Below are 24,164 nucleotides of genomic sequence, written 5' to 3'. Positions count from 1 at the left end.
CCGGGCTCCAGGGTCCGGGAGCGCCGGGCGTTTCCCCGCGCGGGGAAGGGCTACTCGGTCCGGCATGGAACGATCACTCACGCGTCATCCCGCCGCGCAGGCCGCGCGGCGGCTCCTCCCGTCAGCGGGCGGGCCCGGGCGCATCCTGCGCGGTGTGGACCGGCTGGAGCGGTGGCCCGGCGCCGACCGGCTGATCGACGCCGTGCGGGGCGCCGTCCACGCGGCTCCGCTGGGGCGGGGCCGGGACGTGCTGCACGGGCGCTGGCTGGGCCACCCCGTGCATCCACTGATGGTGCAGGTGCCGCTCGGCACGTGGCTGTCGGCGGCCGTGCTCGACCTGCTGCCCGGCCACCGGCGCGGCGCCCGGACCCTCATCGGGGTGGGCCTGGTGGCGGCCGGGCCTTCGGCGCTGGCCGGGTGGACCGACTGGGCGGACCTGCCGAAGGAGCAGCAGCGGGTGGGCCTGGTGCACGCGGCGTCCAACCTCACGGCCGTCGCCCTGTACGCGTCCTCGTACCTGGCGCGGCGCCGGGGGCAGGTCTGGCGCGGCAAGGCCCTGGGCCTGGCCGGGCTGTCCGTGGTGGCCGTCGGCGGCGCGCTGGGCGGTCACCTCGCCTACCGGCAGGCGGCGGGCGCCAACCACGCCGAGTACGTCCCGCACGTGGTCGGGGAGGGCTGGCACGAGGTCGGCGCACTCGCGGAGTTCCCCGTGGGCCGCCCCGTACGGCGCCTCGTCGGGGAGGTCGAGGTGATGGTGGTCCGCGAGGAGGGCGGCGCCGTCCATGTGCTGGCCGACCGGTGCAGCCACATGGCGGGGCCATTGTCCGAGGGAGACATCGAGGACGGCTGCGTACGGTGCCCCTGGCACGGCAGCCTGTTCCGGCTGGCCGACGGCTGGAACGTCGAGGGCCCGGCCACGGCGCCCCAGCCGTCGTTCGACACTCGCGTGACGGGCGACCGCCTGGAGGTGCGGCTGCGGCGCCCGGGCGATGAGGGGCGCGGCGCCGGTGCCGAGGCCGCGTGAGAGGCGTCGGAACCTCGCGGGTGGCGGTGGCCGCCCCCGCGAGGTCCGAGGAAGGGAGTGAGGGCATGGCCGGCAAAGCGTTGGCGAAAGTGCGGGAGCCGATGACCCCCGAGGTGCGCAGAGCGCTCAGGGAAGGGCAGCGGGACCAGCTCGTGAGCCTGTTGCTGGTGCTCACGGCCGTCGCGCTGTTCGTCGCCCCATGGGTGAACGGCGACCCGATGACCGGCAAGGACGCCCACCGCAATGAGCTGGGCGTCGGCATGATCGTGCTGTTCATCGCGATGGCCCGCTTCAAGTGGCACCTGGGCAGGTGGGCGGATCTGACCGTACTGGCCGCCGGCGCGTGGCTGGTGGCGTCGCCCTGGCTGCTGGGACTGCGCGACACGGTCGTGTTCGCCGACGGTGCGCACGTGTTCCACGTGGCGGCCGGGGGCGTGCTGATCGCCCTGTCGGTCGTCTCGCTGCTGCTGTACAGGGCTTCCACCCCGCGCGGCGGCGCCGGAGGCGGCGCGGGCGGGCGGCACCGCGCGCGCCGCCCCCACACGGCCGGCCGCTGATCGCACGAGAGAGGCGGGGGGTCGGCCAGACGAGGCGGTGACGGGCCGGCCCCCGCCAGGCCCGCCCGCCACCGGGCCACACCCGCCGACCGTGTCACGCTGGGCGACCGCTCCCGGCGGTCGTCCCGCTACTCCTCCCCGGCGACCTTCTCGGTGAGCGCGCTGTACGCGAGCTGGAGCGTGTCCGCCCCGGCGAGCGCGGTCAGTGCCGAGGTGACCGTCCGGGTGGCGCGCGGCCACAGCAGCCCGGCGGCGGTCAGCGTCGTGACGGTCCAGACGCCCAGGCAGAAGGGGCAGGACACGAGCTCGCCCACGGTGTGCGACGCGCCGCCGCGCGGCTCCTCGTGCACCTCGGCGGGCGCCGCCTGCGGCCCCCGGTACTCGGTGAACGGCGCCCGCAGGGGACGCGTCACCGCCCCCTTGCTCACCAGTCGGCTCAGCCGGAAGGCCGCCACCGACGTGAGGGCCAGGTCCCACGGCTCGGTCCGCTCCGGGAGCCCGCGCCCCGAGCGCCGTACGGCCGCCGTCCAGGCCGCCGTGTACACGGCGTAGGCGGCGAGCGCGGCGGCGTGCCCGCCCACCCGGGACGGGTCGTCGTCCCCCCGTACGAGTGCCCTGCGCAGGCGTCCGGCCGCCCGTGTGATCACTTCCGTCATCCTGCTTCCCCGTTCCTCGTCCACCCGCCGGCCCTGCCACGGGTGCCCGCGAGCGGCCCCCGCCAACCCCGCTCCGCCTCGCTTGGGCCGGCTGGGCGAGCGCCGCTGGCCGACCGGGACCCGGCACGGTACGGATGAAGGTGAATCGGCCATACCGTAACGATCACGCCGTTCTTCGTAGAGACGACGTATCTCGGGTACCCGGCCTCCGCTGTGATCCCGCATCCGCGAAGGAACCGTCCATGACGTTCAACCCCCTGGAGCAACGCGGCATCCCGCTGGACCGCCAGATCCGCAACTGGCGCGAGCTGAACGTGCAGCCCATCGACCCCGACCACAGTGACCCCTACACCCGCTGCCGCGTCATCACCATGAACGGCATCGAGGTGGAGGCGATCCTCTTCAGCCACCAGCTGGCCCGCAACACGGTCGACCCCGAGGTGAAGCGGCAGCTGGCGCAGGTCCGCTACATCGAGGCGCAGCAGCAGAAGGCGGTCAACTGGCTGCTGCCGGGCGTGTCCTCGGTGCTGGAGACGACCATCGCGTACGAGCAGGTCGCCGTGGACCTGACCGCCTGGGTGGCGCGGATGGAACCGGACCCGTACCTGAAGCAGGCCTACCAGTTCGGCGTCCTGGAGGACTTCGACCATCTGTACCGGTACGCGAACCTGTACGAGATGATCGAGCACCGCAAGGCCGAGTCGATCGTGGACGGGCTGACCGAGGTCATGCCGGGCCGCCCGACCAAGTTCCACCACCGCGACCCGGTGGACAACGTCCGCGACCCGTACGCCAAGGACCGGACGGATCCGCTGTCGAAGCTGCACGCTCTGACGATCATGTCGGCGGAGCAGCAGACGATGAACTTCTACATGAACACAGGCCCCACCTACATGGAGCCGATCGCCCGGCAGCTCTACCAGGAGATCGGCCTCATCGAGGAGGAGCACGTCACCCACTACGAGTCCCTGGTCGACCCGGGTGAGACCTGGTGGGAGCAGCTCGTCAACCACGAGTACAACGAGTGCTACCTGTACTACTCCTTCATGGAGCAGGAGAGCGACCCCAAGGTGAAGGCGCTGTGGGAGCTGCACCTGAACATGGAGCTGGAGCACCTCCACCTCGCCTGCGACCTGATGCGCCGCCACGACGGCCGCGACCCGGCCGAGGTGCTGGCGCCCGAGCTGCCGAACGTGCTCACCTTCGAGCCGAACAAGGCGTACCTGCGCGAACTCCTCGACACGCAGATGGACCTCACCACCCTCGGCGCCGGTTACGTACGGGAGGCGCACGAGCGGTTCGAGGCGATGCAGGCCCGGCTCAACGGCGACGAGGAGCCGCCCAGCGAGCGGGTCGTCGCCGACCACCGGGAGATGTTCGGCCGCGAGTACCGCCTGGAGACCGAGGGCGAGCACCCCGACCCGGCGATGCGGGAGAAGTGAGGAGAGACGATGGCGAAGACCGCGCCCACCCGCACCACCCCGCACGCCGGTGACGACAACGCGCCGGACGACGACGTCGTGTCGCTGCTGACGCGTCAGCACGGCGACATCCGCAACCTGTTCGACGAGGTGGAGAGCGCATCGGGCGACGAGCGCCGGGACGCGTTCCACCGCCTGGTGCGGCTGCTGGCCGTGCACGAGACGGCGGAGGAGGAGGTCGTGCACCCCTTCGCCCGCCGCGAGCTGCCCGGCGGCGACGGCGTCGTCGAGGAGCGCCTCGCAGAGGAGCGCGAGGCCAAGGAGCTTCTCGCCGCCCTGGAGGACATGGACCCGGACTCCCAGGACTTCGCGGCGCGGCTCCGGGAGCTGCGCGTGGCGGTGCAGGAGCACGCCCGCGCCGAGGAGCGCTACGAGTTCGCCCACATTCGCCGCTGCGGTGACCCGGGCAGGCTTGCGGCGATGGCCCGCGGGGTGAAGGCGGCCGAGGCGATGGCGCCGACCCGCCCCCACCCGGGTGTGGAGTCCGGCGCGGCCAACGCGCTGCTCGGCCCGGTCGCCGCGCTGATGGACCGCACGAGGGACGCAATCCGCTCGGCGATGAACGGCTGACGGGAGAGCTGCGAAGGCCGGTGCGCACCGCCTACACGGCGGCGCGCACCGGCCTTCGGTGGCAGGCCGTCAGGCCACCGTCGACAGAGGGCGGCGTGTAGTGCGGGCGGACGGAGGCGTACGGCCGGGCCCGGAGAACGGGCCGCCCGCGACGGACGCGGTCGAAGACGGACACGGGCGGCGGCGCACGCGGGCGACGACGGGCGGGGGAACGCATGGAGGGAGAGGACGACGGCATGGCGAGCGGAGCGGCCCCGCGACACGGTGGCCCCCCACCCCGGAACATCCCCCGTCCTGGGCGGTCGCTGGCGGTCTTCGCGCTGATCGGCGCCGCGCTGATGGCGGCCGTGGACGAGATCGTCTTCCATCAGATCCTGCACTGGCACCACTTCTTCGACCGCTCCACCCCCGGTGTCGGTCTGCTCTCCGACGGCCTCCTGCACACGGCGGAGGTGATCGCCCTGGTGGCCGGCGGCGCCCTCTACGCGGACCTGCGCCGCTCCGGGTCCCTCTCCCCGCCGCACGCGCGGGCCGGGTTCCTCCTGGGCCTCGGGGGCTTCCAGCTCTTCGACGGGATCGTGGACCACAAGCTGCTGCGCGTGCACCAGATCCGCTACGGAGTCGACGTGACGCCCTACGACTGGGCCTGGAACGGCGCAGGTCTTCTGCTGCTGCTCGCCGGGGCCGTCCTCGCCGTACGGGCCCGCCGCCGCACGGGCGGCGGGGGAGCGGGCGCGTGACACCGGGTGAGGCGGGCACCCACGCGGTTTCCGGAGGGGGCTTCGCCACATCCGCGGCGGCGGCGGCGCTGGCGGCGGCGGCCGTGTACGCCCTGGCCGCGTGGCGGCTGCGGCGGCGCGGTGACGCCTGGCCCTGGCAGCGCGACGGCTCGTTCGCCGCGGGCTGCCTGGCGCTCGCGCACGCCATGCTGCTCCCCGGCCCCGGGGGGCCGTTCACCGCGCACATGGCCCACCATGTCGTCACCGCGATGGCCGCGCCCGTGCTGCTGGTCCTCGGGCGGCCGCTGACGCTGACGCTGCGCTCCCTGCGGCCCGGCCGGGCACGGCGCGGGCTGCTCGCGGTGGCGCGTTCCCGGCCCGTGACGTGGCTCGTCTTCCCGCCCGTGGCGGCGCTGCTGGACATGGGCGGTTTGTGGCTGCTGCACCGCACGCCCCTGCTGGCCGCCGCCCACCACAGGCCGCTGCTCGACGCGGCCGTGCAGTTCCACCTGCTGGCGGCGGGGCTGCTGTTCACGTTCTCCGTTTGCCGACTGGACCCCGTACGCCACCGGTGGGGCCTGGCGGTACGGGGGGTCACCCTGCTCGCGGCGGGCGCGGCGCACGCCGTGCTGGCCAAGACGCTGTACGCGGCGCCGCCGCCCGGTACCGCCTACGAGGGCGCCGACCTGCGGGCCGGCGCCCAGCTCATGTACTACGGCGGCGACCTGGTCGAATGCGCGCTCGCCGCCGTCCTGGCCGTCGAGTGGTACACCCGTCGCGGCCGCGCCGTACGTCCGCGCGGCAGGCCCCGCGCGGCGGTTGTCAGCGCGGGGGGAGGGTGAGGGTCCAGGCCGCGAGGCCGCCGAGGGCGGCGACACCCGCGGCCAGCGTGGCGACCGTGGCGCACAGGAGCCGCCGCCGCAGGTACGCGTACCGCTGCGTGTACTCCTCGCGGAGTTCCGCCGCGCGGCGCGCCACCATCCGCAGCGCCTGGGTGGCCTGGTCGGTGTACGCCTCCGCGTAGCGTTCGGCGACCTCCTCGCGCTCGGCGGTCGTCAGCCACGGCAGCCGCTGGACGAACGCGTCGGCCCGGGTCCGCGCCTCCCGCAGATGGGCTTCGGCGATCAGGTAGCCCTCCAGGCACGCCATGCCCGCGGCGGTGTCGTCGGACCGCGCCCGTCCGTGCGCGCGGCCCCGCATCACTTGCCGTCCTCCCCGGAGACGACCGTGGCGTTGTCCGGGTCCACCACGTCACGCCCCTGGTTCCAGTGGCGGTCCAGGGTGGTGATGTCCGGGTGGTGCAGGTCGAAGGCGGGCGACTCGGAGCGGATGCGCGGCAGGGTGACGAAGTTGTGGCGCGGGGCGGGGCAGGAGGTGGCCCACTCCAGGGACCGCCCGTATCCCCACGGGTCGTCCACGTCGATCCGCTTGCCGATCCGTGCGGTCTTCCAGACGTTGTAGAGGAACGGCAGCGTGGACAGGCCCAGCAGGAACGCGCCGAACGACGACAGCATGTTCAGCCCGGTGAAACCGTCGGCGGCCAGGTAGTCCGCGTACCGGCGGGGCATGCCCTCGGCGCCCAGCCAGTGCTGCACCAGGAACGTCAGATGGAACCCGACGAACAGCGTCCAGAAGTGGATCTTGCCGAGGCGTTCGTCGAGCATCGTGCCGGTCATCTTCGGCCACCAGAAGTGGAAGCCCGCGAACATCGCGAACACGATCGTGCCGAACAGGACGTAGTGGAAGTGGGCGACCACGAAGTAGGTGTCGGTGACGTGCCAGTCGAGCGGCGGCGAGCCGAGGATGACGCCGGTCAGCCCGCCGAAGAGGAACGTGACGAGGAAGCCGATCGACCACAGCATCGGCGTCTCGAAGCTGAGCGACCCCTTCCACAGGGTGCCGATCCAGTTGAAGAACTTCACCCCGGTCGGCACCGCGATCAGGAACGTCATGAAGGAGAAGAACGGCAGCAGCACCGCCCCGGTCGCGAACATGTGGTGCGCCCACACGGTCGCGGACAGTCCGGTGATGGCGATGGTCGCGCCGACCAGGCCGACGTAGCCGAAGAGGGGCTTGCGGGAGAAGACCGGCAGGATCTCGCTGACGACACCGAAGAACGGCAGCGCCAGGATGTACACCTCCGGATGGCCGAAGAACCAGAAGAGGTGCTGCCACAGCAGCGCACCGCCGTTCTCCGGGGCGAAGACGTGCGAACCGAGCTGCCGGTCCGACTCCAGCACCAGCAGCGCCGCCGCCAGCACGGGGAACGCCAGCAGCACCAGGATCGACGTGAGCAGCACGTTCCAGGTGAAGATCGGCATCCGGAACATCGTCATGCCGGGCGCGCGCATGCAGACGATGGTCGTGATGAAGTTGACCGCGCCGAGGATCGTGCCGAAGCCGGACAGGGCCAGACCCATGATCCACATGTCCGATCCGGGGCTCGGGGAGCGCTCCTCCCGGCTCAGCGGCGTGTACGCGGTCCATCCGAAGTCGGCGGCGCCCTGCGGCTGGAGCAGGCTCGCGACGACGATCAGACCGCCGAAGAGGAACAGCCAGTACGACAGCATGTTCAGCCGCGGGAACGCCACGTCGGGGGCCCCGATCTGCAACGGCATGATCGCATTGGCGAACCCGGCGAACGTCGGCGTCGCGAACAGCAGCAGCATGATCGTGCCGTGCAGTGTGAACGTCTGGTTGTACTGCTCGTTCGAGATCAGCTGCAGTCCCGGCCTGGCCAGCTCCACCCGCAACAGGAGCGCGAGGAGACCGCCGAACAGGAAGAAGGCGAACGAGGTGATCAGGTACAGGTGCCCGATCTTCTTGTGGTCCGTCGTGGTGAGCCAGTCGACGGCGACGCGCCCCATTCCGCGACCCTTCACGGGCACGAGAGTGGGCGGCTCCGTTGATGTGACCATGGTGAATCCCCTCGGTGGCGGGCCGGGTACGCGACCGTCGCCCCTCCCCGTCGCGACCCTACGAACCCTACGGACGCTGCCCGCCCCTGACAGGTGACAGGCCGCCAGGCGGTGGCTATCTCATGCGATCGGGTGCCTCACTGCCTCACGTGCCTCACGAGCCGGGCCGGGCGACCGAGGCCGTCTTGCCCGCCGGAGGGCGCGGCGGCGAGCATCGGGCGGTATGGAACGGGTCTACGACGACGAGCGGCTGGCCGGTGTCTACGAGGGCGGCGACGAGATGCCCGAGGAGTCGCTGCGCGACTGGACGCGGCTGATCGGGTCCTTCGCGCCCCGCCCGGCTCCCGCCGTCGTGGAGGTCGGCGCGGGCACCGGCATGTTCTGCGCGGCCGTGGCCCGTCGGCTGGACGGGGCGAGCGTCGTCGGGATCGACGCGTCCGCCGCGATGCCCGCCCAGGCCCGGCGGGTCAACGCGCATCACGCCGTCCGCTATCTGCTGGGCGCCGCCGAGGCCCTGCCCGCGCGCCACGGCCTGTTCGACCTGGCGCTGCTGTCCCGCGTGATCCACCATCTGCCGGACCGGGTCCGCGTGGCCCGCGAACTGGCCCGCGTGCTGCGCCCCGAGGGTGTGGCCGTCATCCGCACGACGTTCCGAGAGCGGCTGGACGCGCTCGTCTACGACTACTTGCCGCGCCTGCGCGAACAGGACGCCACGAGATTCCCCTCGGAGGCCGAGGTGCTAGGACTTCAGGGCCGCCGGGTTCACCGTCCGGGAGGTCCTCTCCTTCGCCCGCCCGGTCACCCCGGGCCTACGCGGATACCACGCCCGCATGGCGGAACGCCCCCAGTCCAAGTTCACCCGGCTCACCCCCGCCGAGTTCCGGCAGGGCCTGCGCCGCCTGGAGGAGGACGCCCGCCGCGAGGAGGCGACGGGCCCCGTCCCGGTGGCCGAACGCTACGACGTGGCCGTGTTCGCCGTCCCCTGAAGGCCGGTGCGGCGCGGGCTCAGTCGTTCGCGGCCATGAAGGCCAGCATCCGGCGGTTGACCTCGTCCGCGTGGTCGATCTGCGGGCCGTGGCCCGTGTCGGCGACGATCTCCGCCCGGGCGCCCGGGACCAGCCGCGGCACCCGCTCCACCTGCCGGTCGGGGTGGACCAGCAGGCTCCGCCTGCCGAGCACCAGATAGAGCGGGACGCGTACGGTGGACAGCTCCTCGTCGGTCAGCGGCAGCGGCGCCGGGCGCCGGACGCGGTACGCGCGCACCCCCAGCCGGATCATCGCCCGCAGCTCCGGCACCACCAGCACCGGCTGCTCCAGCCACGCCGCGAGGCGTGGCCGCAGCGCCCTCGGCGCGAACGTCGCGAAGAGGCTGACGAAGATCCATACGAAGAACCGCAGCCCCACCCTCTCCAGCCCGCCCGGGTCCAGCAGGGTGACCGAGGCGAGGCGGCCCGGCGCGCGGTGCGCCTGGTTGAGGGCCAGCCACCCGCCGTACGAGGAGCCGGCCAGGTGCACCCGGCCGAGGCCGAGCCCGTCGAGCGTCTCGTCCAGCCACCGGGCGGCGTCCTCCGGCCGGTGCAGCGGCTCGCGCTGGACGCTGCGGCCGGGGTCGCCGGGGGTGTCGATCGCGTACACCACGCGTTCGGCGGAGAGCGCGGGCGTGTTCGGGTACCACATCGCGGAGCAGCTGCCCGCTCCGTGGACCAGGACGACGGGCGTGCGGTCCGCGCCGGCCGGGTCGCCGGGGCCGTACCGGTAGACGTGCGTCGTCCCGAAGCTCGTCTCCACGTCGGTCTCCGCGACGGCCGGCGCCCCGAGCGCGTACACGGCGTCGCACGCGGCGAGGTAGCGCTCGCGCAGCTCGTCGTTCACATAGCGCCCGACGTCCCGGCGGGGGTCGCGGGCGGGGGTGCGGTCAGGCTCGTCGTGACTGTCGCGGGTCCTGGGGTCGGGCACGGTGGTACCTCCGGAGGCATCGCCTGTTCGTGATACGACCGTACCATCATGATGATACGGATGTACCATCAAGGCTGCCGGACAGGACCGTGGACGAGCGGACGAGGGACGAAAGGCGGACACCGATGCCCAAACGCGTCGATCACGCGGAACGGCGCACCGCGATCGCCGAGGCGCTGCTCCGCGTCGCGGGGCGCCGGGGACTGCACGCCGTCGGCATGCGCGACGTGGCCGCCGAAGCCGGGGTGTCGCTGCGGCTGGTGCAGTACTACTTCGAGACCAAGGAGAAGCTGCTGCTGCACGGCCTCCAGCGGCTGGCCGAGCGGTTCGGGCAGCGCGTCGCCACCCGTGTCGCCGCCGAGGGCGACGATCCGGGCCCGCGCGCCACGGTCGAGGCGATCCTGATGGCGGCCCTGCCCACCGACGAGGAGAGCCGCACCTTCCACCTCGTCCACACCTCGTACGCGGTGCTCGCCGTCACCGAACCGGCGCTCGCCGCCCAGCCGTTCCTCACCGATCCGGACGCCGCCGAGGACGCCGTGGCCGCGCTCCTCGACCGCGCCCGGGAAGCCGGCCTCACCCCGCCGGACCTGGACGCCCGGCTGGAGGCGGTCGGCCTGCTCGCCCTGTCGGCGGGGCTGGGCACCAGCGTCCTCGTCGGCCAGCGCACCCCGGGGTCCGCCACCGAGGTCCTGCGCCACCACCTGGACCGGATCTTCCCGCCGGACCAGGCGGAGCAGGCGGAACGGGCCGGACCGGAGGAACGGGCGGAGCGGGCCGGACCCGCGGTGCGGAAGGAGCAGGCGGAACCGGCGGCAGCGCCGGAACCGGCGGCGAGCTGAGGGGCGGGCCCGCGCCGCGACGCGCCCGGCCCGCCCCCGCCCCTGCCGGGCTGCTCCGGGCCTACTGCGCCATCTCGTACGCCCCGGACAGCGCCTCGACGCGCTCCCACACGCGCTCCGAGCGGGCCGTGTCCACGACCGGGCGGCGCACCGCGTCCAGTGCCCAGCGCTGCTGCGCCTCCGTGGCCGAGTCCTTGCCGTGCAGCTCCACGGCGTACCCGGAGAAGTCCCGTACGAGGACCGCGAACAGCTCGTCCAGCACGTCCTCGTCGAGCCCCTTCAGGGCCGCCTGCTCCAGGATCAGCTGCGCGTGCACCACCAGCGCGAAGAGCTGGCCCACCGCGAGCAGCAGGTCCAGGTCACGGCTCTGCTCCTCGTCCGGGGCGGCCGTCGTGACGAACGCGCACAGGGCGTCCGCCTGCTCCCGGAAGCGGCCGATGTTCGGCAGGTGCGCGTAGGCGTCGAACGCGGGCCGCCAGTCGTGGAAGCGGATCGCGCCCAGACCGCGCGCGGGCCCCTGGCGGAACAGGAAGTCGTCGTCGGCTGCGTCGAGCCGGGTCGGCACGGGCGCGTAATCGGCGGGGGCCAGCAGGTGGTTGCGCATGAACTTCAGGATCAGCGCCAGGTTGACGTGGACCGTGCCCTCCAGCTTCGGCAGGCTGCGGATCTCCACGGCCGCCTGCGCGAAGTAGGTGTCCTTCTCGAAGCCCTTGGCGGCGATCACGTCCCACATGAGGTCGATGACCTTCTCGCCCTCGGTGGTGACCTTCATCTTCGTCATCGGGTTGAACAGGAGGTACCGGCGGTCGTCGGGACCGGCGGAGCGGAAGTAGTCCACGGCGCGGTCGCTGAACAGCTTCATGCCGACCAGGCGGACGTACGCGTCGGTCAGCTCGCGCCGCACGTGCGGGAACGCGGTGACGGGACGGCCGTACAGGACGCGGTTGTGCGCGTGCGTGACGGCCTCGTACATCGCGTGCTCGCAGATGCCGATGGACGCGGTGCACAGGTTGAACTTGCCGACGTTGACCGTGTTGAGCGCGGCGTCGAACGCGGCGCGGCCCGTGTGCAGGACGTCCTCGGCGCGCACCGGGTAGCCGTCGAGGCGGAACTCGCTGACGTACTTCGAGGAGTCGACGACGTTCTTCACCAGGTGGTACGCCGGGTGGCGGCTGTCGGCGGCGAAGAAGACGTACCCGTCGGGGCCCTCGACATCGGTGCGGCGGCCGAAGACCGAGACGAGCCCGGCGGCGTTGCCGTTGCCGATGTAGTACTTGGAGCCGGTGGCGCGGAAGCCGCCCTCGCCGTCGGGCTCCAGCAGCATGTCCGTCGAGTAGATGTCCGCGCCGTGGGTCTTCTCGGAGAGGCCGAAGGCGAACACCTCACCCTGGTCGAGCAGTTCGGCGGCGCGGGCGCGGGCGGCGGCGTTGTCGCTCTGCCAGACCGGACCGAGGCCCAGGATGGTGACCTGCCACGCGTACCAGTAGTCGAGGCCGTAGAAGCCGAAGATCTCGTTGAGCGCGGCGATCCGGGCCGTGTCCCAGCGCTTGTCGGCGTGGCCGTCGGCGTCGGCGGCGGGGGTGAGGAAGGTCGCGAACAGCCCCTCCTTCGCCGCGAACGCGAGGAAGTCCGCCAGCCAGGCGCGCGACCGGTAGTCCTCGATCAGCCTGCGCTTGCCCCGCTCCTCGAACCACTCGACGGTCGCGCGCAGCAGTCGTCGCGTCTCGGGGTCGAAGTGCGCCGGGTCGTAGGTGCGCGGGTTGAACAGCAGGGAGTCGGCCATGCCGGTTTCGCCTTTCCGGTTGGGGGACGGGGTGTCCTGAGGTGTACGGGGAGGTCGGTGGTGCGGAGGGGCTCGGCGGCCTTCTTCCGCACCAGGGGGCGCGAGCACGGCGCGCTCGGCTCGGGGGCGGCCGGGCGGCACGGTCGGCGGGTGGCCGGCCGGTGCGGTCGGGACGCGGGATCAGCCGGCGCGGCCGGAGGACGGGGGCCGGCCGGTGCGGTCGGGGGCGGGGGCCAGTCGGTGGAGGGTGGCCAGCACGTCGTCCAGCCAGTCGATCATCATCCGTTCGTACGCGATCCCGCCCCGGAGCACCGCGTGCTGGAGCTCCCGTCCGGGGTCCGGCGGGCCGGGTACGTCGGCGGGGGCGCCGAAGTCGCGGTGCTCGCCCGCCAGGTAGTGGGCGAGCCGGTCCCGGTGCATCCGCTGGTGCCGCTCGACCTCCTGGATCAGCGCGGCCGGGTCGTGGAACGCCGCGCCCCGGATCTTGACGGCCAGGTCGTGGCGGACGCTCTCCGGCTCGATCGGGTCGTGCAGCCACCGCGAGAGCGCCTCGCGGCCCGCGGCGGCGACCGAGTACTCCTTCTTGTCCGGGCGCGTCTTCTGCGGCACGCCCCGCGCGTCGACCCAGCCGTCGGCCTCCATGCGCTTGAGGACGCGGTAGATCTGCTGGTGGGTGGCGGTCCAGAAGTAGCCGATGGACCGCTCGAACCGCCGGGCCAGTTCATAACCGGAGCCGGGCTTCTCCAGGAGGGAGACGAGGATCGCGTGCTCGAGCGCCATGTGGCGATCCTGCTATGCAACTAGTTGCATAGACAAGCCCGGAACGGGCCGGTGAGACACGGCTCACGCGGCGGGCCGGGCGGGCTTTTCACGGCGACTGCTGCGCGAAGTGTTGACGCGTACGTGACATGTCGATGTAGTGGGAGCGCTCCCACTCACTGTTGGTCTCCCCGACCCCCATGGAGCCGTCATGAGAACCGCACGAACCGCCCCACCCGGCTGGTCCCTGCGCGGACTGCTCGCCGCCCTCGTCGGGCTGCTCGTCCTCGCCGTCGCAGGCAGTCCGGCCGCCGCCCAGGCCGCCCCACCCGACGGTACCGGGCAGCCGCCGGGCGCCGCCGTCACCGGACTGCACGTCCAAGACGGCCGCCTGCTGGAGGGCAACGGCAACGACTTCGTCATGCGCGGCGTCAACCACGCCCACACCTGGTACCCGGGGCAGACGCGGTCGCTGGCCGACATCAAGGCGCTCGGCGCCAACACCGTCCGCGTCGTCCTCTCCAACGGCCACCGCTGGACCCGCAACAGCCCCGCCGACGTGGCCGCCGTCATCGACCGGTGCAAGGCCAACCGGCTCATCTGCGTCCTGGAGGTGCACGACACGACCGGGTACGGCGAGGAGCCCGCGGCCGGCACCCTCGACCAGGCCGCCGACTACTGGATCAGCCTCCAGGACGTCCTCGCGGGCCAGGAGGACTACGTCATCGTCAACATCGGCAACGAGCCCTGGGGCAACACCGACCCCGCCGGGTGGACCGCCCCGACGACCGCCGCCATCAAGAAGCTGCGCGCCGCCGGACTCCGCCACACCCTCATGATCGACGCGCCCAACTGGGGCCAGGACTGGCAGGGCGTCATGCGCGCCAACGCCCGGTCCGTGTACGAGGCGGACCCGACCGGGAACCTGCTGTTCTCGATCCACATGTACAGCGTCTTCGACACCGCCGCGGAGATCAACGACTACCTGGAGGCGTTCGTCGACGCCGGGCTGCCGCTGGTCATCGGGGAGTTCGGCGGGCCGCCCGACCAGTGGGGCGACCCGGACGAGGACACGATGCTGGCCGCCGCCGAACGGCTCCGCCTCGGGTACCTGGCCTGGTCGTGGAGCGGCAACACCGACCCCGTCCTCGACCTGGCGATCGGGTTCGACCCCGACCGGCTCAGCGGCTGGGGGGAGCGGATCTTCCACGGCGTCCACGGCATCGGCGAGACCTCCCGCGAGGCCACCGTGTTCGACGGGGGAGCCCCCGGCGACACCCGGCCACCCACCGCGCCCGGCACCCCGGTCGCCTCGGCCGTGACGGCCGCGTCCGCCACGCTCACCTGGCCCGCCGCCACGGACGACGTGGGCGTCACCGGGTACGAGGTCGTCCGCGTCACCGGCGACACGGAGACCCGGGTGGCCGCCTCCACCACCCCCACGGCCACCCTGACCGGGCTCACGGCCGGCACGACGTACACCTTCGCCGTGTACGCCCGTGACGCCGCCGGGAACCGCTCGCCCCGGTCCGCCACCGTGACCGTCACCACCGACGAGGGCGGCGGCACCCCTGGGACGGCGTGCTCGGTCGCGTACCGCGTCGTCAACGAATGGCCCGGCGGCTTCCAGGGCGAGATGACCCTCCGCAACACCGGCACCGCCGCCCTCGGCGGCTGGACGCTCGGCTTCACCTTCCGCGACGGCCAGACCATCACCCACATGTGGGGCGGCTCCGCGACCCAGAGCGGCACCGCGGTGAGCGTCTCCCCGGCGCCCTACACCGCCACCGTCCCCGCGGGCGGCTCGGTCACCCTCGGGTTCACCGGCGGCAAGGGCACCACCAACACCGCGCCGACGGCGTTCACCGTCAACGGCGCGCCCTGCGCCATCGGCTGACCCCGCCCGACGGCCGACAGGCAAGCGCGTGGCCGGAGGCATCGCCCCCGGCCACGCGCCCGTCACCCGGTCCCGCCTTCCCGACCACGCCGGACCTCAGCGGCATCGCCCCGAAGTCGTCGTTCCGGCAGCCGATGCCATGGCCGTCCACCCCGTCCACCAGGCGGATGCCGACCGTGAACGCGCAGGTCAGAGCTTGCGGGTGTCCCGCGGTTCGACGTACGGCTCGGCCGTGGGCGGGTGGCCGTCGGCGATGGCCCGCTGGCGCTCCAGCTCCGCGTTGAACTCCAGGCCGAGCAGGATCGCGATGTTGGAGATCCACAGCCAGATCAGGAACACGATCACGGCGGCCAGGCTGCCGTACGTCTTGTCGTAGCTGGAGAAGTTCGCCACGTACAGGGCGAACAGGGCCGAGGCGGCCATCCAGATCAGCATGGCCAGCAGCCCGCCCGGGAGCACCCAGCGGAAGCTTCGCCGGACGTTCGGGGCGGCCCAGTACAGCAGGGCGATGATCAAACTGAACAGGATCACCATCACGGGCCACTTGGCGATGTTCCACACGGTGATCGCCGTGTCGCCGACACCCAGGATCTCCCCGGTGCGGCGGGCCAGGCTACCGGTGAACACCACACCGACGGCGATCAGCGCCAGCAGGACCACCACGACGAGCGTCACGGCCAGCCGTACGGGAAGCGTCTTCCACACCGGTCGGCCCTCGCCGATGTCGTACACGGCGTTGGACGCCCGCATGAACGCCGCCACGTACCCGGACGCCGACCACAGCGCGACGGCCAGACCGACGGCCAGCGCGAGCCCGGCCTTCCCCTGGCTGCCCTCCAGCTGCTCCAGCACGCTGGTGATCACATCGCGGGCGGCGCCGGGCGCCAGTGTCCCCAGGTTGTCGATGAGCGGCCGGATCGTGGACGTTCCCATCAGGCCGAGGACCGACAGCAGGGCCAGCATGGCGGGGAAGATCGCCAGCACCCCGTAGTAGGTGAGCGCGGCCGCCCAGTCGGTGAGGTTGTCGTCCTTGAACTCCTTGAGGGTGCGCTTCAGCACGGACCCGTAGGAGCGGCCCGGCAGCTGCGCGGGCCCCCGCGCCGGTTCCCGCGGCGCCCCGGGGCCGTCGCCTTCGCGTGCGGGGCGGTCATGGGGCGTGTGCGCGTTCCGGTCCATGAGTGCCTCCTCGCGGTACGCCGTAGGGCTGCCGTACGGGATGCCGCCGGGCCGACCCGGAATCGGGGCCGGCCCGGCGGCATCGGTCAGGGCGTGCCGCGGTCCTGCCCGGAACCCGGCGTGCCGCCGGACCCGGACCCGGAACCGGACCCGCGCACCTCGCCCGCGACGTGCTGACCGGAGTCGCGCGCCTGCTCCTTGAGGTGCGTGGCCTGGTCACGGGCCTGCTCCCCAGTGGTGCGGGCGGCGTCCGCCGCGGTGTCCTTGACCTGCGTGGCGGTCTCCCGGGCCGTCTGCGTGGCGTCCTCCTTCAGCCGCTGCGCCGACTCCACGGCCGCGGCCTTGACCGGCTCGATCATCTCGCCGGCCCGGTCGGAGATACGGCTCACCGCCTGCTGCTCCGACTTCGACTCGGGCAACAGGGACGCGGCGAGCATGCCCGCGCCGAACGCGATCACACCGGCCGCCAGCGGATTGCCCTGCGTCTGCCGCATCGCCTGCTCGGGGGCCTGCTTCACGGCCTCGCCGACCTGCCCGGCGCTCTCCTGCGCGGAGTGCGCCGCGTGGCGCGTACGGTCGGCGGCCGCGCTGCCCGTGTCCGAGGCGACGCCCATGACCCGGGCCCGCAGGCCCGACGCCGCCGAGCGCGCCCGGTCCGTCCGCCTGCGCACCATCCGCTTCGGACTGGTCCGGTCGGCCAGCCGGTCCACGTTCTGCGACAGCCTGTCACGGGTCGCTTCGATGTCGGCCCTCACTTGGTCGGGTGACGTGCCCACTGTGCGTCCTCCTTCAGCGTCTCGATCGTCCGCTCCGGCTTCGGCGACACCTCCCGCATACGGGACCGGCCGAGCATGAAGAGCACGGCCGCGACCACCGCCCACACGGCGGTGACGATGAGCGCGGCCCAGCCGGCGTCCATCACGTTGGCGAGACCGAACACGGCCGCCAGCGACAGGAAGAGGGCCACCATGTACCCGGCGAAGCCCGCGCCGCCGTACATCCCGGCGGCCTTGCCCGCCTTCGTGGCCTCCTCCTGGATCTCTGCCTTCGCCAGCCGGACCTCCTGCCGGAGCAGGTGCTGCACGTCCGCCGTCACGGCGGCCAGCAGCTCACCGGCCGAGCGGTCAGCCGACCGGACCTCCTCCGACGGCGGGGTGTGCGCCCCGCCGCGGGTCCGCGAGTACAAGGTCGCCATGTCACACCACCCGCGGGTATTCCGGGTACTCCGGCAGTTCCGTGCGCGGTGGCGTGCCCGGCGGCAGGGCCGCCTCGCCGGTGTCCGGGGCCGACCGGCGCGCGTCACCGTCGCCGGACTGGACCGCCTTGCCGGCCTTCATCAGCCGCCCGGCCACGAGGCCCGCCAGTACCGCTCCGCCGAGGAAGGCGCCCGGCCGCCTGCGCGCGAAGTCCTGAAGGTCGCCCATCAGGCCGTCCACGCCGTGCTGGTCCAGGTAGTCGGCGGCGCGACGGCCGCCGTCCGCGACCTGGGCGACGACGCCGCGTGCCGGGGAGTCACCCGGCGCGTTGCTCGCCATGCTCTCCAGGTCGTCCGCCCACTGCCGTACGGTCCCGGCGAGCCGTTCCGTCTGGCCCTGGCCCTCCTCGCGTACACGGCCGCGGAGGTCCCGGACGGCGCTGCCCACCTGCTGGCGGGCCTCGCCGGCCACCGCCTTCGCCTGCTCGGCGGCGCTCCCGGCCACTTCGCGGCCCGCCTGACCGGCGCGAGAGGCCGTGGCCGAGGCCTGTTCCTTCGCCACCTCGCCCGATTGCCGAACCCGACCGGCATCAGTCATAAGCCACTCCTCCTTCGGCTGCGGGCCCCCGCGGAGCCGGGACCCGCCGGATTGCGTGTCGGCTCGCGGGTACCACCGAGCGCCGGTGCAAAACAGCGGTCGCCCCGGCTTCCGGTCCCCGCCCCGGCCGGATGGGCGGGAAGGGGAGCGGAAGCCGGGGCGACGGTCCGTGGGTCTGCCAGGCGCGGGCGGGGCGCCGGTGTACGGGGCGGCCGGGCGACCGGTGACGGTTCAACGGTGCCCGGGGGCGTGCCTCGGCCGAGGGACTGCGAGGCGGCCGGGCCCGGACCGAGGGGTGCCGCACCCGCGCCCCAGGAGCCCCGTGCCCGGCCCGCCCCGGTGCCCCTCGGCGCCCGCCGGCGCGGAGCCGTACCACGGGAGCCGTACCTCGCCGCCGGACTCCGAGTGGTACCACGGGAGCCACCCCCCGGCCGCCGGGCGCTGAGCCGTACCGCCCGGGTCCGTACCGTGCCCCCGTCGTGAGCCGTGGCGGGGGCACGGGCGGCGGGGTGGGGCCGTCAGGCCGTGTGGAGGCGGAGGCCGTAGCGGTTGAGGATCTCGTTGACCGGCTGGTGCCAGGTCTGGCCGCCGCCGGAGCAGTTGCCCCAGCCGCCCGAGGTGACGCCCTGGGCCTGGTCACCGCTGATGAACGAGCCGCCGGAGTCGCCCGGCTCGGCGCACACGCTGGTCTTCGTCATCTGGCGCACCGGGCCCTGGCTGTAGTTGACGGTCTCGTTCTTGGTGAGGACGACACCGCAGTGCCAGCGGGTCGTGGACCCGGAGCGGCACACGGACGCGCCGATGGGCGCCTCGGCCGAGCCGCGCACCAGCTGGTCGGGGACGGTGCCCCAGCCCAGGACGACCGGCACGGTCCACCAGCCGCTGCCGACACTCACCCACGCGTAGTCGTTCTCCGGGAACGACGAGCCCTGGAACGTGCCGATGTAGCTGCGGTCCCAGCCGTACACGGCCGCGCCCTGCCCGCCGCAGTGGCCCGCGGTGACGAAGCCGCCGTGCACCGAGAAGCCTATGGAGCAGCGGACGTTGCCCGTGTAGTACGGGTCCCCGCCGACCGTTCCCGCGGCGAAGGTACGGGGCACGTCGCCCGTCGTCCGCACGGTCACGGGACCCGCCTGGCGGGCGTGCGTCAGGAAGGCCCGCACGGCCGCGTCGTCCCGGTGCGTGGCGACGACGTTGACGGCGACCGTGTTCGCCTCCGGGTCCACGTGCCAGCTCGCCACGCCCGCCGGGGCCTTGAGGCGGTCGATGCGGGCCTTGGCGGTGTCGAGCTGCTGTGCCGTGTGGCGTACCACCACGGCGTCGGCGCCGGTCGCCTCGACGGCGGCCCGCCTGGCGGAGTCCGTCACCGCGACGGTGAGCCGGCCCGAGTCGGCCTCGAACCACGAACCCCCGTAGGCGGAGCCCGCGGCCCGCCGCGCCGGCCCCTCGACGCCGCGTGCGGCCGTCTCCGCCCGGAGGCGGTCGGCGGCCTGGGCCTCCGTCAGACCGAGGTCGCGGCGCATGGCGGTGAGCAGGCCGGGGGAGAGGGCTTCGCCGGCACGCGCGGCAGCGGCGCCCCGCCCGTCGGCCGGGGAGGACGCGGAGACGGAGGAGTCCGAAGGGGTGGGGGAGGCGGCGGAGGCGGGGGAGAGGCCGAGGGCCGCCGTGGCGAGGAGCAGCGCGGAGGTGAGCGCGGTGCCCACGAACGTCGTACGTCTCACGGGGGTTCCCTTCCGTCATCGCTAACAGGGATCGGGTGTGGGCAGCCGTTTGAGAGCGCTCTCAAACGGTGCAGGGCAGAGCGTACAGACTTGTGAATGGCAGGTCCATGCCAATGGCGGCGCTTGGCTGGGACCCATCGCTCACCCGTCCCGGCCGCCGTCCCCGGCGGCCGCCTCGCGCTGCGCGCGGATCTCCGCCTGCCGTGCCCGAATCGCCTTCCCGGTGCCCCGCCGCGTCGCGTGGCCCACGCGTACCAGCCCGAACCGGCGCGGGCCGTCAGGTGTTTCTCCAGGTGCCGGGTGTGCTCCCCGTCCCGGGCGGCGCCGTAGGGGCGACCGTGTCCGGGCGGCGGAGCCGTCCTCCGCGACGTACACCCGCCGCGCGCCGTGCTCGTCGGTGAGGTGCGGCGGCAGCGCCTCCGGAGCCGCCCGCGTCGATCTCCGCGAGCGCGATCAGGGCTTAAATTTGCCCATGATTCCAGCGGGAGCGGCTCGCGGCGTCAAGGGTGGTGCGCGCGGGACCTCAGGCCCAAGGGCCGACGAGGCGCCGGCAGTTGGTCGAGGTGCGGACGCGCGGTCCGGCCGGGGCGATCGTCCGGGCGGGGCGGCGATCGTCCGGTGTGGCGCGGCCCGTGCGTACCGGCCGCCACGCGTACCGGCCACCGTGCCCAGCGTTGTCGTCGCGGACCGTGACCGTGGTGCCGGGTGTCCCGCACGCGTCACCGGCCCGTGCCGCGACCGCCCCCGGGCGCACGCCGGGCGGCGGGCGCGCACCGACGGCGGGCCGGGAGGCGCCGCGCCGCGCGGAAGCCGCCGCCGAATTCCTCGCGAAGGATATGATCAACGACCAACGGTGGGCGATTTGCCGGGGGTTGTCGGAGTCGGGTTGGCGTGTCCCCGTGGTGCAGAACTGATAAAACGCCAGTGGTTCACACGAATGGAGTGCCGCCGTCACCCGGATGCCGCGCATCCAGGCGATGAGGGTTGCGTTAGGCGGGATATGGCAGCAACGCTCACCGACAGCTACACCTCCGGTCGCGCCAGAGTTCCCGGCTGGGCGCACAGTTCCGTGGCCATGGGCGCCTTCGTCTTCCTTCCCGCGTCCACCCTTTCCGGGGGCGTGAACGGGAAACTCTGGAACACGGACGAAGCGATCCCCCTCACCTGGTCCGCTCCCGTTCTCGAGGAATTCGTCACCACGATGGAGCGAATCGAGCGCGATTTCTCGTGCTCGTGGAAGAACGCCGATCTGTCACCCGGCAGAGCGGCCGCGGCGGCCGGGAAGCGGGCGGGACTGCACGAGCATGCGTGACTTCGGCGCCGGGGAGTCCTACGGCACCCCCTACGGCTTCCACGACCGCACCGGCACCCAGCCGTGGGCCCCGCTGCCGTCCGAGGGGCCGACCGTCCCGCCGGGCGACCTCGCCGGGTACGGCGGTCCGGGCGGCCTTCTGGACTCCTCCTGGGACCCGGCGGAGGAACTGGCCTCCCTCCTCCAGGACGCCATCGCGGCCGAACGCAACCCCCCTCCGCCGGTGGTCCACCCGCCGGACGACACCCACTACCCGCACGACACCGACTACCCGCGCGACCACGACCGCCTCGCGGGCCTCACGCAGATCACCGCCGATCTGCCCCCGGTCCGCCGTACCGCGGGCCCCGGTCATCGCAAGACCCGCCGGGGCAGCATCAGCTGGGTGCCGACGGTCAGCTACTCCATCGCCGCCGTCGCCGCCGTCCTCGTCTCCATGGTGAGCGTCTTCGGCGGCATCATCGCCTACGACCCGCTCCGCCACATCGCCGAGCCCCGCACCTCCGCCGACGTCGTCAACTGGTGGCCGCTGCTCGTCTACGGGCCGTGGCTCGTGGCCTCCCTGTCCATCCTGCGGGCAGCCGTCCACCAGCGACGCGCCGTCCACTCGTGGGTCGTCGTCCTGCTGTTCTCCTTCACCGCGATGCTCCTCTGCGTCGCCCAGGCCCCCCGTACGCTCACCGACACGGCCGCGGCCGCCCTGCCGACCGTGGCGTCCCTCGCCTGCTTCCACCAGCTGGTCCGCCTCATCACGCTGACCAGGCCGCCCCGCAGGCCCACACGCGGCCGCCGCGTCCTGCGCCCCGGCGCCCGCCCCGGCCGTACGGCCGCCCAGCCCCTCGGGGCCCACCTGCCCCGGCAGTCGCCCCCCGGCAAGCGCGTCCTCTGACCCGCGGGACGCGCGGAACCGGCAGTACGCCGGCACTCCGTTCACCCGCAGAACCGCCAGAACCCGCAGACCCACCACCGGCACCACCCGCAGTCCCCGGCACGCCCGGCACTCCAGCACCCCCCACCGCCGCGGCACGCCCGGCACTCGTACCACTCCGCACCCCTGAGAAACCGGCACCCCTCCCCGCGGCGGCGTCACGGCCGAAGGCCCGGCAGCGGGCCCGCCGACCGGCCGCCCGACGGCCGTCAGGCCGGCCCGGCCGTCAGGCAGCCCCGGTCCGCGCCGCCGCCGCGAGGAGGGCTCGAAGTCCCCGCTCGCGAGCCCCGTCGCACGCGCACCGGGACGCCGGCCCCACCCCCTGCGGTACTACGAAAGGAACACCCCTGTGGACACCACGCTGTGGCTCCTCCTGGCAGGCGCGTCCGCCTGCTCGATGGTGTCGGCGTTCGGCTCGTCCCTACGGATCGGGATGTCCCGGCTCGACGCGGCCGAACTGCGCCGCCGCCGCCACATGATCCAGGTACTGGAAGCCAACGCCCAGCTCATCGCCCGCCACCACGCCGCGCCCGCGGCACCCCCGGACGGCGCGGGTGGCGCCGGACACGAGCCGTCCGCCGTCACCCGCCTGCGCGGACAGCTCGTCCGCGCCTGCCGCTCCGTCTACCTCCGCTTCGGCGGCTGACCTCCCACCCGGCCGGCGTCGTCAACGGGGGACGGCGGGCGCGGGGCCAGGCCGCCGGCCGGGAGCGCGACGACGGCCGCGCCGTGCGAGGACCCGCCATCCCCGGCGCCCTTCCCGGCCCGCGCTTCACCGTCACCGCACATCGCCCGCCCGTACAGCGCTTCGAGCGCGTCGTCGATCGGGTGGTGTTCCGGCGTCCCCGACGAGTCCACTTCGCTCCACCGCATCAGGTTCACCGCGACGGACATCTGCCGCCTGCCGTCGGCCCGCGTCAGGGACACCGTCCCCGCCCCCCAAACCGTCCCGTCGTGGCCCCAGAACGTGCCGCACCCGGTGACGACCTTGTGCAGACCGAGGCCGTACTCGATCGTCGTGCCGTCCAGGGCACGGACCGGGAGGGTGCGCCGCATCTCCGCCAGCGACGACCGGCTGACGATCCGGCCGTCGAGCAACGCGCCGTAGAACCGGTTGAGGTCCTCCATGGTGGACACCAGCCCGGCCCCCATCGTCACCCACGACATGTTGTACACGCTGTAGTCGCGCGGCGGGTCGATCAGCCCCCACAGCCCCTCGTACATCCGCGAGTGCGGCCCCTTGAGGCGCGGCCCGTCCGGAAAGCCGGTGTGGCGCAGCCCGGCCCGCTCGATGACGTTGCGCGTGATGTACTCCTCGGCCCCGACGCCGGTGACGCGCTCCAGGAGCAGGCCGAGGATCTCGTAGTTGGTGTTGGAGTACACCCCCGTCGGGCCTCCGGGCTCCCCGGTGGGAGGCGCCGAGAGCCCCAGCTCGATCAGCCCGGCCGGACGGAACTGCCGGAACCTGTTGTCGTCCAGGCTCCTCGCCGAGACGTCCGGACTCGAAGGGAACCCCAGGAGGGACGGGAACGCGTAGGTGATGTAGTCGGGGATGCCGCTCGTGTGGTTGAGCAGCATCCGCACCGTGATCTTCCTGCCGCGCTCTCCCGGCACCAGGCCCGGCAGATAGCGGGCGATCGGCGCGTCCAGCTCGATCCGGCCCCGGTCGACCTGCTGGAGGACCGCGGCGGCGGTGAACGTCTTGGTGACACTGCCGATGCGCTGCCGCATGCCGGTCGTGACGGGACGGCCGGTCCTGAGGTCGGCGACCCCGGAGGCGCCGTGCCACGTCCGGCCGTCGTCGCGCACCTCGCCGTACACGCCCGGGATCCCCGCGCGGTGCACGGCGTCCATGGCCGACTCCAGCGCCGCGGGATCGAGGCCGCCGGACGGGCGCGCGTCCCCGCCGTCCGCCCCGGCCGTTCTCTGCCCGGCAGCGAAGGCGGCGGGGGCGGCGGCCACCGCGCCCGCGGACACACTCAGCGCGGCCACGCTCGCGCACAGCACCAGTCGGATCTTCACGGCAGGGGTCCTCTCGGGTTCGGCGGTGTTGACGGTGAGGGCGAGGGGCC

24 protein-coding genes and 1 pseudogene are annotated in these 24,164 nt (G+C 73.3%); 13 read left to right on the top strand and 12 right to left on the bottom strand.

Going from position 1 to position 24,164, the window contains the following annotated elements; all coding sequences use genetic code 11:
- The first annotated feature begins 64 nt into the window (after positions 1 to 64).
- A complete protein-coding gene (locus J116_RS01690; protein WP_023591095.1) occupies positions 65 to 1,024 on the top strand; it encodes a Rieske 2Fe-2S domain-containing protein in 960 nt (319 codons plus the stop codon).
- A gap of 65 nt (positions 1,025 to 1,089) precedes the next feature.
- Entirely contained in the window at positions 1,090 to 1,581 is a 492-nt protein-coding gene (locus J116_RS01685) for an SPW repeat domain-containing protein (protein ID WP_139140452.1), read from the top strand.
- Positions 1,582 to 1,709: 128 nt separating this feature from the next.
- On the opposite strand, the gene J116_RS01680 is transcribed toward J116_RS01685, so the two are convergent.
- Positions 1,710 to 2,237 (bottom strand): DUF1360 domain-containing protein, encoded by a 528-nt coding sequence (locus J116_RS01680; RefSeq protein WP_023591097.1) that lies wholly within the window; start codon positions 2,235 to 2,237, stop codon positions 1,710 to 1,712.
- Between the two features lie 242 nt (positions 2,238 to 2,479).
- Between J116_RS01680 and J116_RS01675 the strand changes: the two genes are divergently transcribed.
- The 4 genes from J116_RS01675 to J116_RS01660 all read left to right on the top strand — a co-directional run bounded on the left by J116_RS01675 (position 2,480) and on the right by J116_RS01660 (position 5,849).
- A complete protein-coding gene (locus tag J116_RS01675; RefSeq protein WP_023591098.1) occupies positions 2,480 to 3,679 on the top strand; it encodes a hypothetical protein in 1,200 nt (399 codons plus the stop codon).
- 9 nt (positions 3,680 to 3,688) lie between these two features.
- On the top strand, positions 3,689 to 4,288 hold the full coding sequence (locus tag J116_RS01670) for a hemerythrin domain-containing protein (RefSeq protein ID WP_023591099.1): 600 nt from the start codon (positions 3,689 to 3,691) through the stop codon (positions 4,286 to 4,288).
- A 236-nt stretch (positions 4,289 to 4,524) separates the two neighbouring features.
- Positions 4,525 to 5,028, top strand: coding sequence for a DUF2243 domain-containing protein (locus J116_RS01665; RefSeq protein ID WP_028964777.1), 504 nt, complete (start codon positions 4,525 to 4,527; stop codon positions 5,026 to 5,028).
- Positions 5,025 to 5,849 carry a cytochrome c oxidase assembly protein gene (locus tag J116_RS01660; RefSeq protein WP_023591101.1) on the top strand — a complete coding sequence of 275 codons (825 nt, stop codon included), beginning with the start codon at positions 5,025 to 5,027 and terminating at the stop codon, positions 5,847 to 5,849. Before J116_RS01665 ends, J116_RS01660 begins: the two co-directional genes overlap by 4 nt.
- On the opposite strand, the gene J116_RS01655 is transcribed toward J116_RS01660, so the two are convergent.
- Positions 5,830 to 6,207, bottom strand: coding sequence for a hypothetical protein (locus tag J116_RS01655; protein WP_023591102.1), 378 nt, complete (start codon positions 6,205 to 6,207; stop codon positions 5,830 to 5,832). The genes J116_RS01660 and J116_RS01655 overlap by 20 nt on opposite strands.
- On the bottom strand, positions 6,207 to 7,925 hold the full coding sequence (ctaD, locus tag J116_RS01650) for an aa3-type cytochrome oxidase subunit I (protein ID WP_028964779.1): 1,719 nt from the start codon (positions 7,923 to 7,925) through the stop codon (positions 6,207 to 6,209). Before ctaD ends, J116_RS01655 begins: the two co-directional genes overlap by 1 nt.
- A gap of 223 nt (positions 7,926 to 8,148) precedes the next feature.
- Here ctaD and J116_RS31455 point away from each other — a divergent pair.
- Positions 8,149 to 8,523: pseudogene (locus J116_RS31455) on the top strand (class I SAM-dependent methyltransferase); the annotation flags it as partial.
- A gap of 232 nt (positions 8,524 to 8,755) precedes the next feature.
- Positions 8,756 to 8,911, top strand: a complete 156-nt coding sequence (locus tag J116_RS30615; RefSeq protein WP_023591105.1) for a hypothetical protein — start codon at positions 8,756 to 8,758, stop codon at positions 8,909 to 8,911.
- Between the two features lie 19 nt (positions 8,912 to 8,930).
- On the opposite strand, the gene J116_RS01640 is transcribed toward J116_RS30615, so the two are convergent.
- Positions 8,931 to 9,797 carry an alpha/beta fold hydrolase gene (locus tag J116_RS01640; RefSeq protein ID WP_051204053.1) on the bottom strand — a complete coding sequence of 289 codons (867 nt, stop codon included), beginning with the start codon at positions 9,795 to 9,797 and terminating at the stop codon, positions 8,931 to 8,933.
- 209 nt (positions 9,798 to 10,006) lie between these two features.
- Here J116_RS01640 and J116_RS01635 point away from each other — a divergent pair, with 209 nt between their 5' ends.
- Positions 10,007 to 10,723 carry a TetR/AcrR family transcriptional regulator gene (locus tag J116_RS01635; RefSeq protein WP_079147628.1) on the top strand — a complete coding sequence of 239 codons (717 nt, stop codon included), beginning with the start codon at positions 10,007 to 10,009 and terminating at the stop codon, positions 10,721 to 10,723.
- A 61-nt stretch (positions 10,724 to 10,784) separates the two neighbouring features.
- On the opposite strand, the gene J116_RS01630 is transcribed toward J116_RS01635, so the two are convergent.
- A complete protein-coding gene (locus J116_RS01630) occupies positions 10,785 to 12,506 on the bottom strand; it encodes an acyl-CoA dehydrogenase family protein (protein ID WP_028964780.1) in 1,722 nt (573 codons plus the stop codon).
- A gap of 180 nt (positions 12,507 to 12,686) precedes the next feature.
- Positions 12,687 to 13,286: a PadR family transcriptional regulator gene (locus J116_RS01625; protein WP_023591107.1), complete on the bottom strand. Its 600-nt coding sequence runs from the start codon at positions 13,284 to 13,286 to the stop codon at positions 12,687 to 12,689.
- 190 nt (positions 13,287 to 13,476) lie between these two features.
- Between J116_RS01625 and J116_RS01620 the strand changes: the two genes are divergently transcribed.
- The gene (locus tag J116_RS01620; protein ID WP_023591108.1) at positions 13,477 to 15,162 is read left to right on the top strand and encodes a cellulase family glycosylhydrolase; all 1,686 of its coding nucleotides are present in this window, start codon (positions 13,477 to 13,479) and stop codon (positions 15,160 to 15,162) included.
- 189 nt (positions 15,163 to 15,351) lie between these two features.
- On the opposite strand, the gene J116_RS01615 is transcribed toward J116_RS01620, so the two are convergent.
- From J116_RS01615 to J116_RS01595, 5 genes are all read right to left on the bottom strand, one after another.
- The gene (locus J116_RS01615) at positions 15,352 to 16,338 is read right to left on the bottom strand and encodes a YihY/virulence factor BrkB family protein (RefSeq protein WP_023591109.1); all 987 of its coding nucleotides are present in this window, start codon (positions 16,336 to 16,338) and stop codon (positions 15,352 to 15,354) included.
- Between the two features lie 86 nt (positions 16,339 to 16,424).
- Positions 16,425 to 17,114 (bottom strand): DUF3618 domain-containing protein, encoded by a 690-nt coding sequence (locus J116_RS01610; protein WP_023591110.1) that lies wholly within the window; start codon positions 17,112 to 17,114, stop codon positions 16,425 to 16,427.
- Positions 17,090 to 17,533 carry a phage holin family protein gene (locus tag J116_RS01605; protein WP_023591111.1) on the bottom strand — a complete coding sequence of 148 codons (444 nt, stop codon included), beginning with the start codon at positions 17,531 to 17,533 and terminating at the stop codon, positions 17,090 to 17,092. The genes J116_RS01610 and J116_RS01605 overlap by 25 nt, the downstream gene beginning before the upstream one ends.
- A 1-nt stretch (position 17,534) precedes the next feature.
- Entirely contained in the window at positions 17,535 to 18,038 is a 504-nt protein-coding gene (locus tag J116_RS01600) for a hypothetical protein (RefSeq protein WP_023591112.1), read from the bottom strand.
- 611 nt (positions 18,039 to 18,649) lie between these two features.
- Positions 18,650 to 19,852: a S1 family peptidase gene (locus J116_RS01595; RefSeq protein WP_028964782.1), complete on the bottom strand. Its 1,203-nt coding sequence runs from the start codon at positions 19,850 to 19,852 to the stop codon at positions 18,650 to 18,652.
- Positions 19,853 to 20,852: 1,000 nt separating this feature from the next.
- On the opposite strand from J116_RS01595, the gene J116_RS01590 reads away from it, so the two are divergent.
- From J116_RS01590 to J116_RS01580, 3 genes are all read left to right on the top strand, one after another.
- Positions 20,853 to 21,164, top strand: coding sequence for a hypothetical protein (locus J116_RS01590; protein WP_023591114.1), 312 nt, complete (start codon positions 20,853 to 20,855; stop codon positions 21,162 to 21,164).
- Positions 21,157 to 22,053, top strand: coding sequence for a DUF2637 domain-containing protein (locus J116_RS29335; RefSeq protein WP_023591115.1), 897 nt, complete (start codon positions 21,157 to 21,159; stop codon positions 22,051 to 22,053). The genes J116_RS01590 and J116_RS29335 overlap by 8 nt, the downstream gene beginning before the upstream one ends.
- A 388-nt stretch (positions 22,054 to 22,441) precedes the next feature.
- Complete coding sequence (locus J116_RS01580; RefSeq protein WP_023591116.1) at positions 22,442 to 22,738, top strand: hypothetical protein; 297 nt, start codon at positions 22,442 to 22,444, stop codon at positions 22,736 to 22,738.
- On the opposite strand, the gene J116_RS01575 is transcribed toward J116_RS01580, so the two are convergent.
- Entirely contained in the window at positions 22,717 to 23,946 is a 1,230-nt protein-coding gene (locus tag J116_RS01575; protein WP_079147845.1) for a serine hydrolase domain-containing protein, read from the bottom strand. The genes J116_RS01580 and J116_RS01575 overlap by 22 nt on opposite strands.
- Positions 23,947 to 24,164: the final 218 nt, after the last annotated feature.

This window comes from Streptomyces thermolilacinus SPC6, assembly GCF_000478605.2.
Classification (GTDB): domain Bacteria; phylum Actinomycetota; class Actinomycetes; order Streptomycetales; family Streptomycetaceae; genus Streptomyces; species Streptomyces thermolilacinus.
Note: the sequence above shows the minus strand (reverse complement) of the source record. Positions and strands in the feature narration are given on the sequence as shown.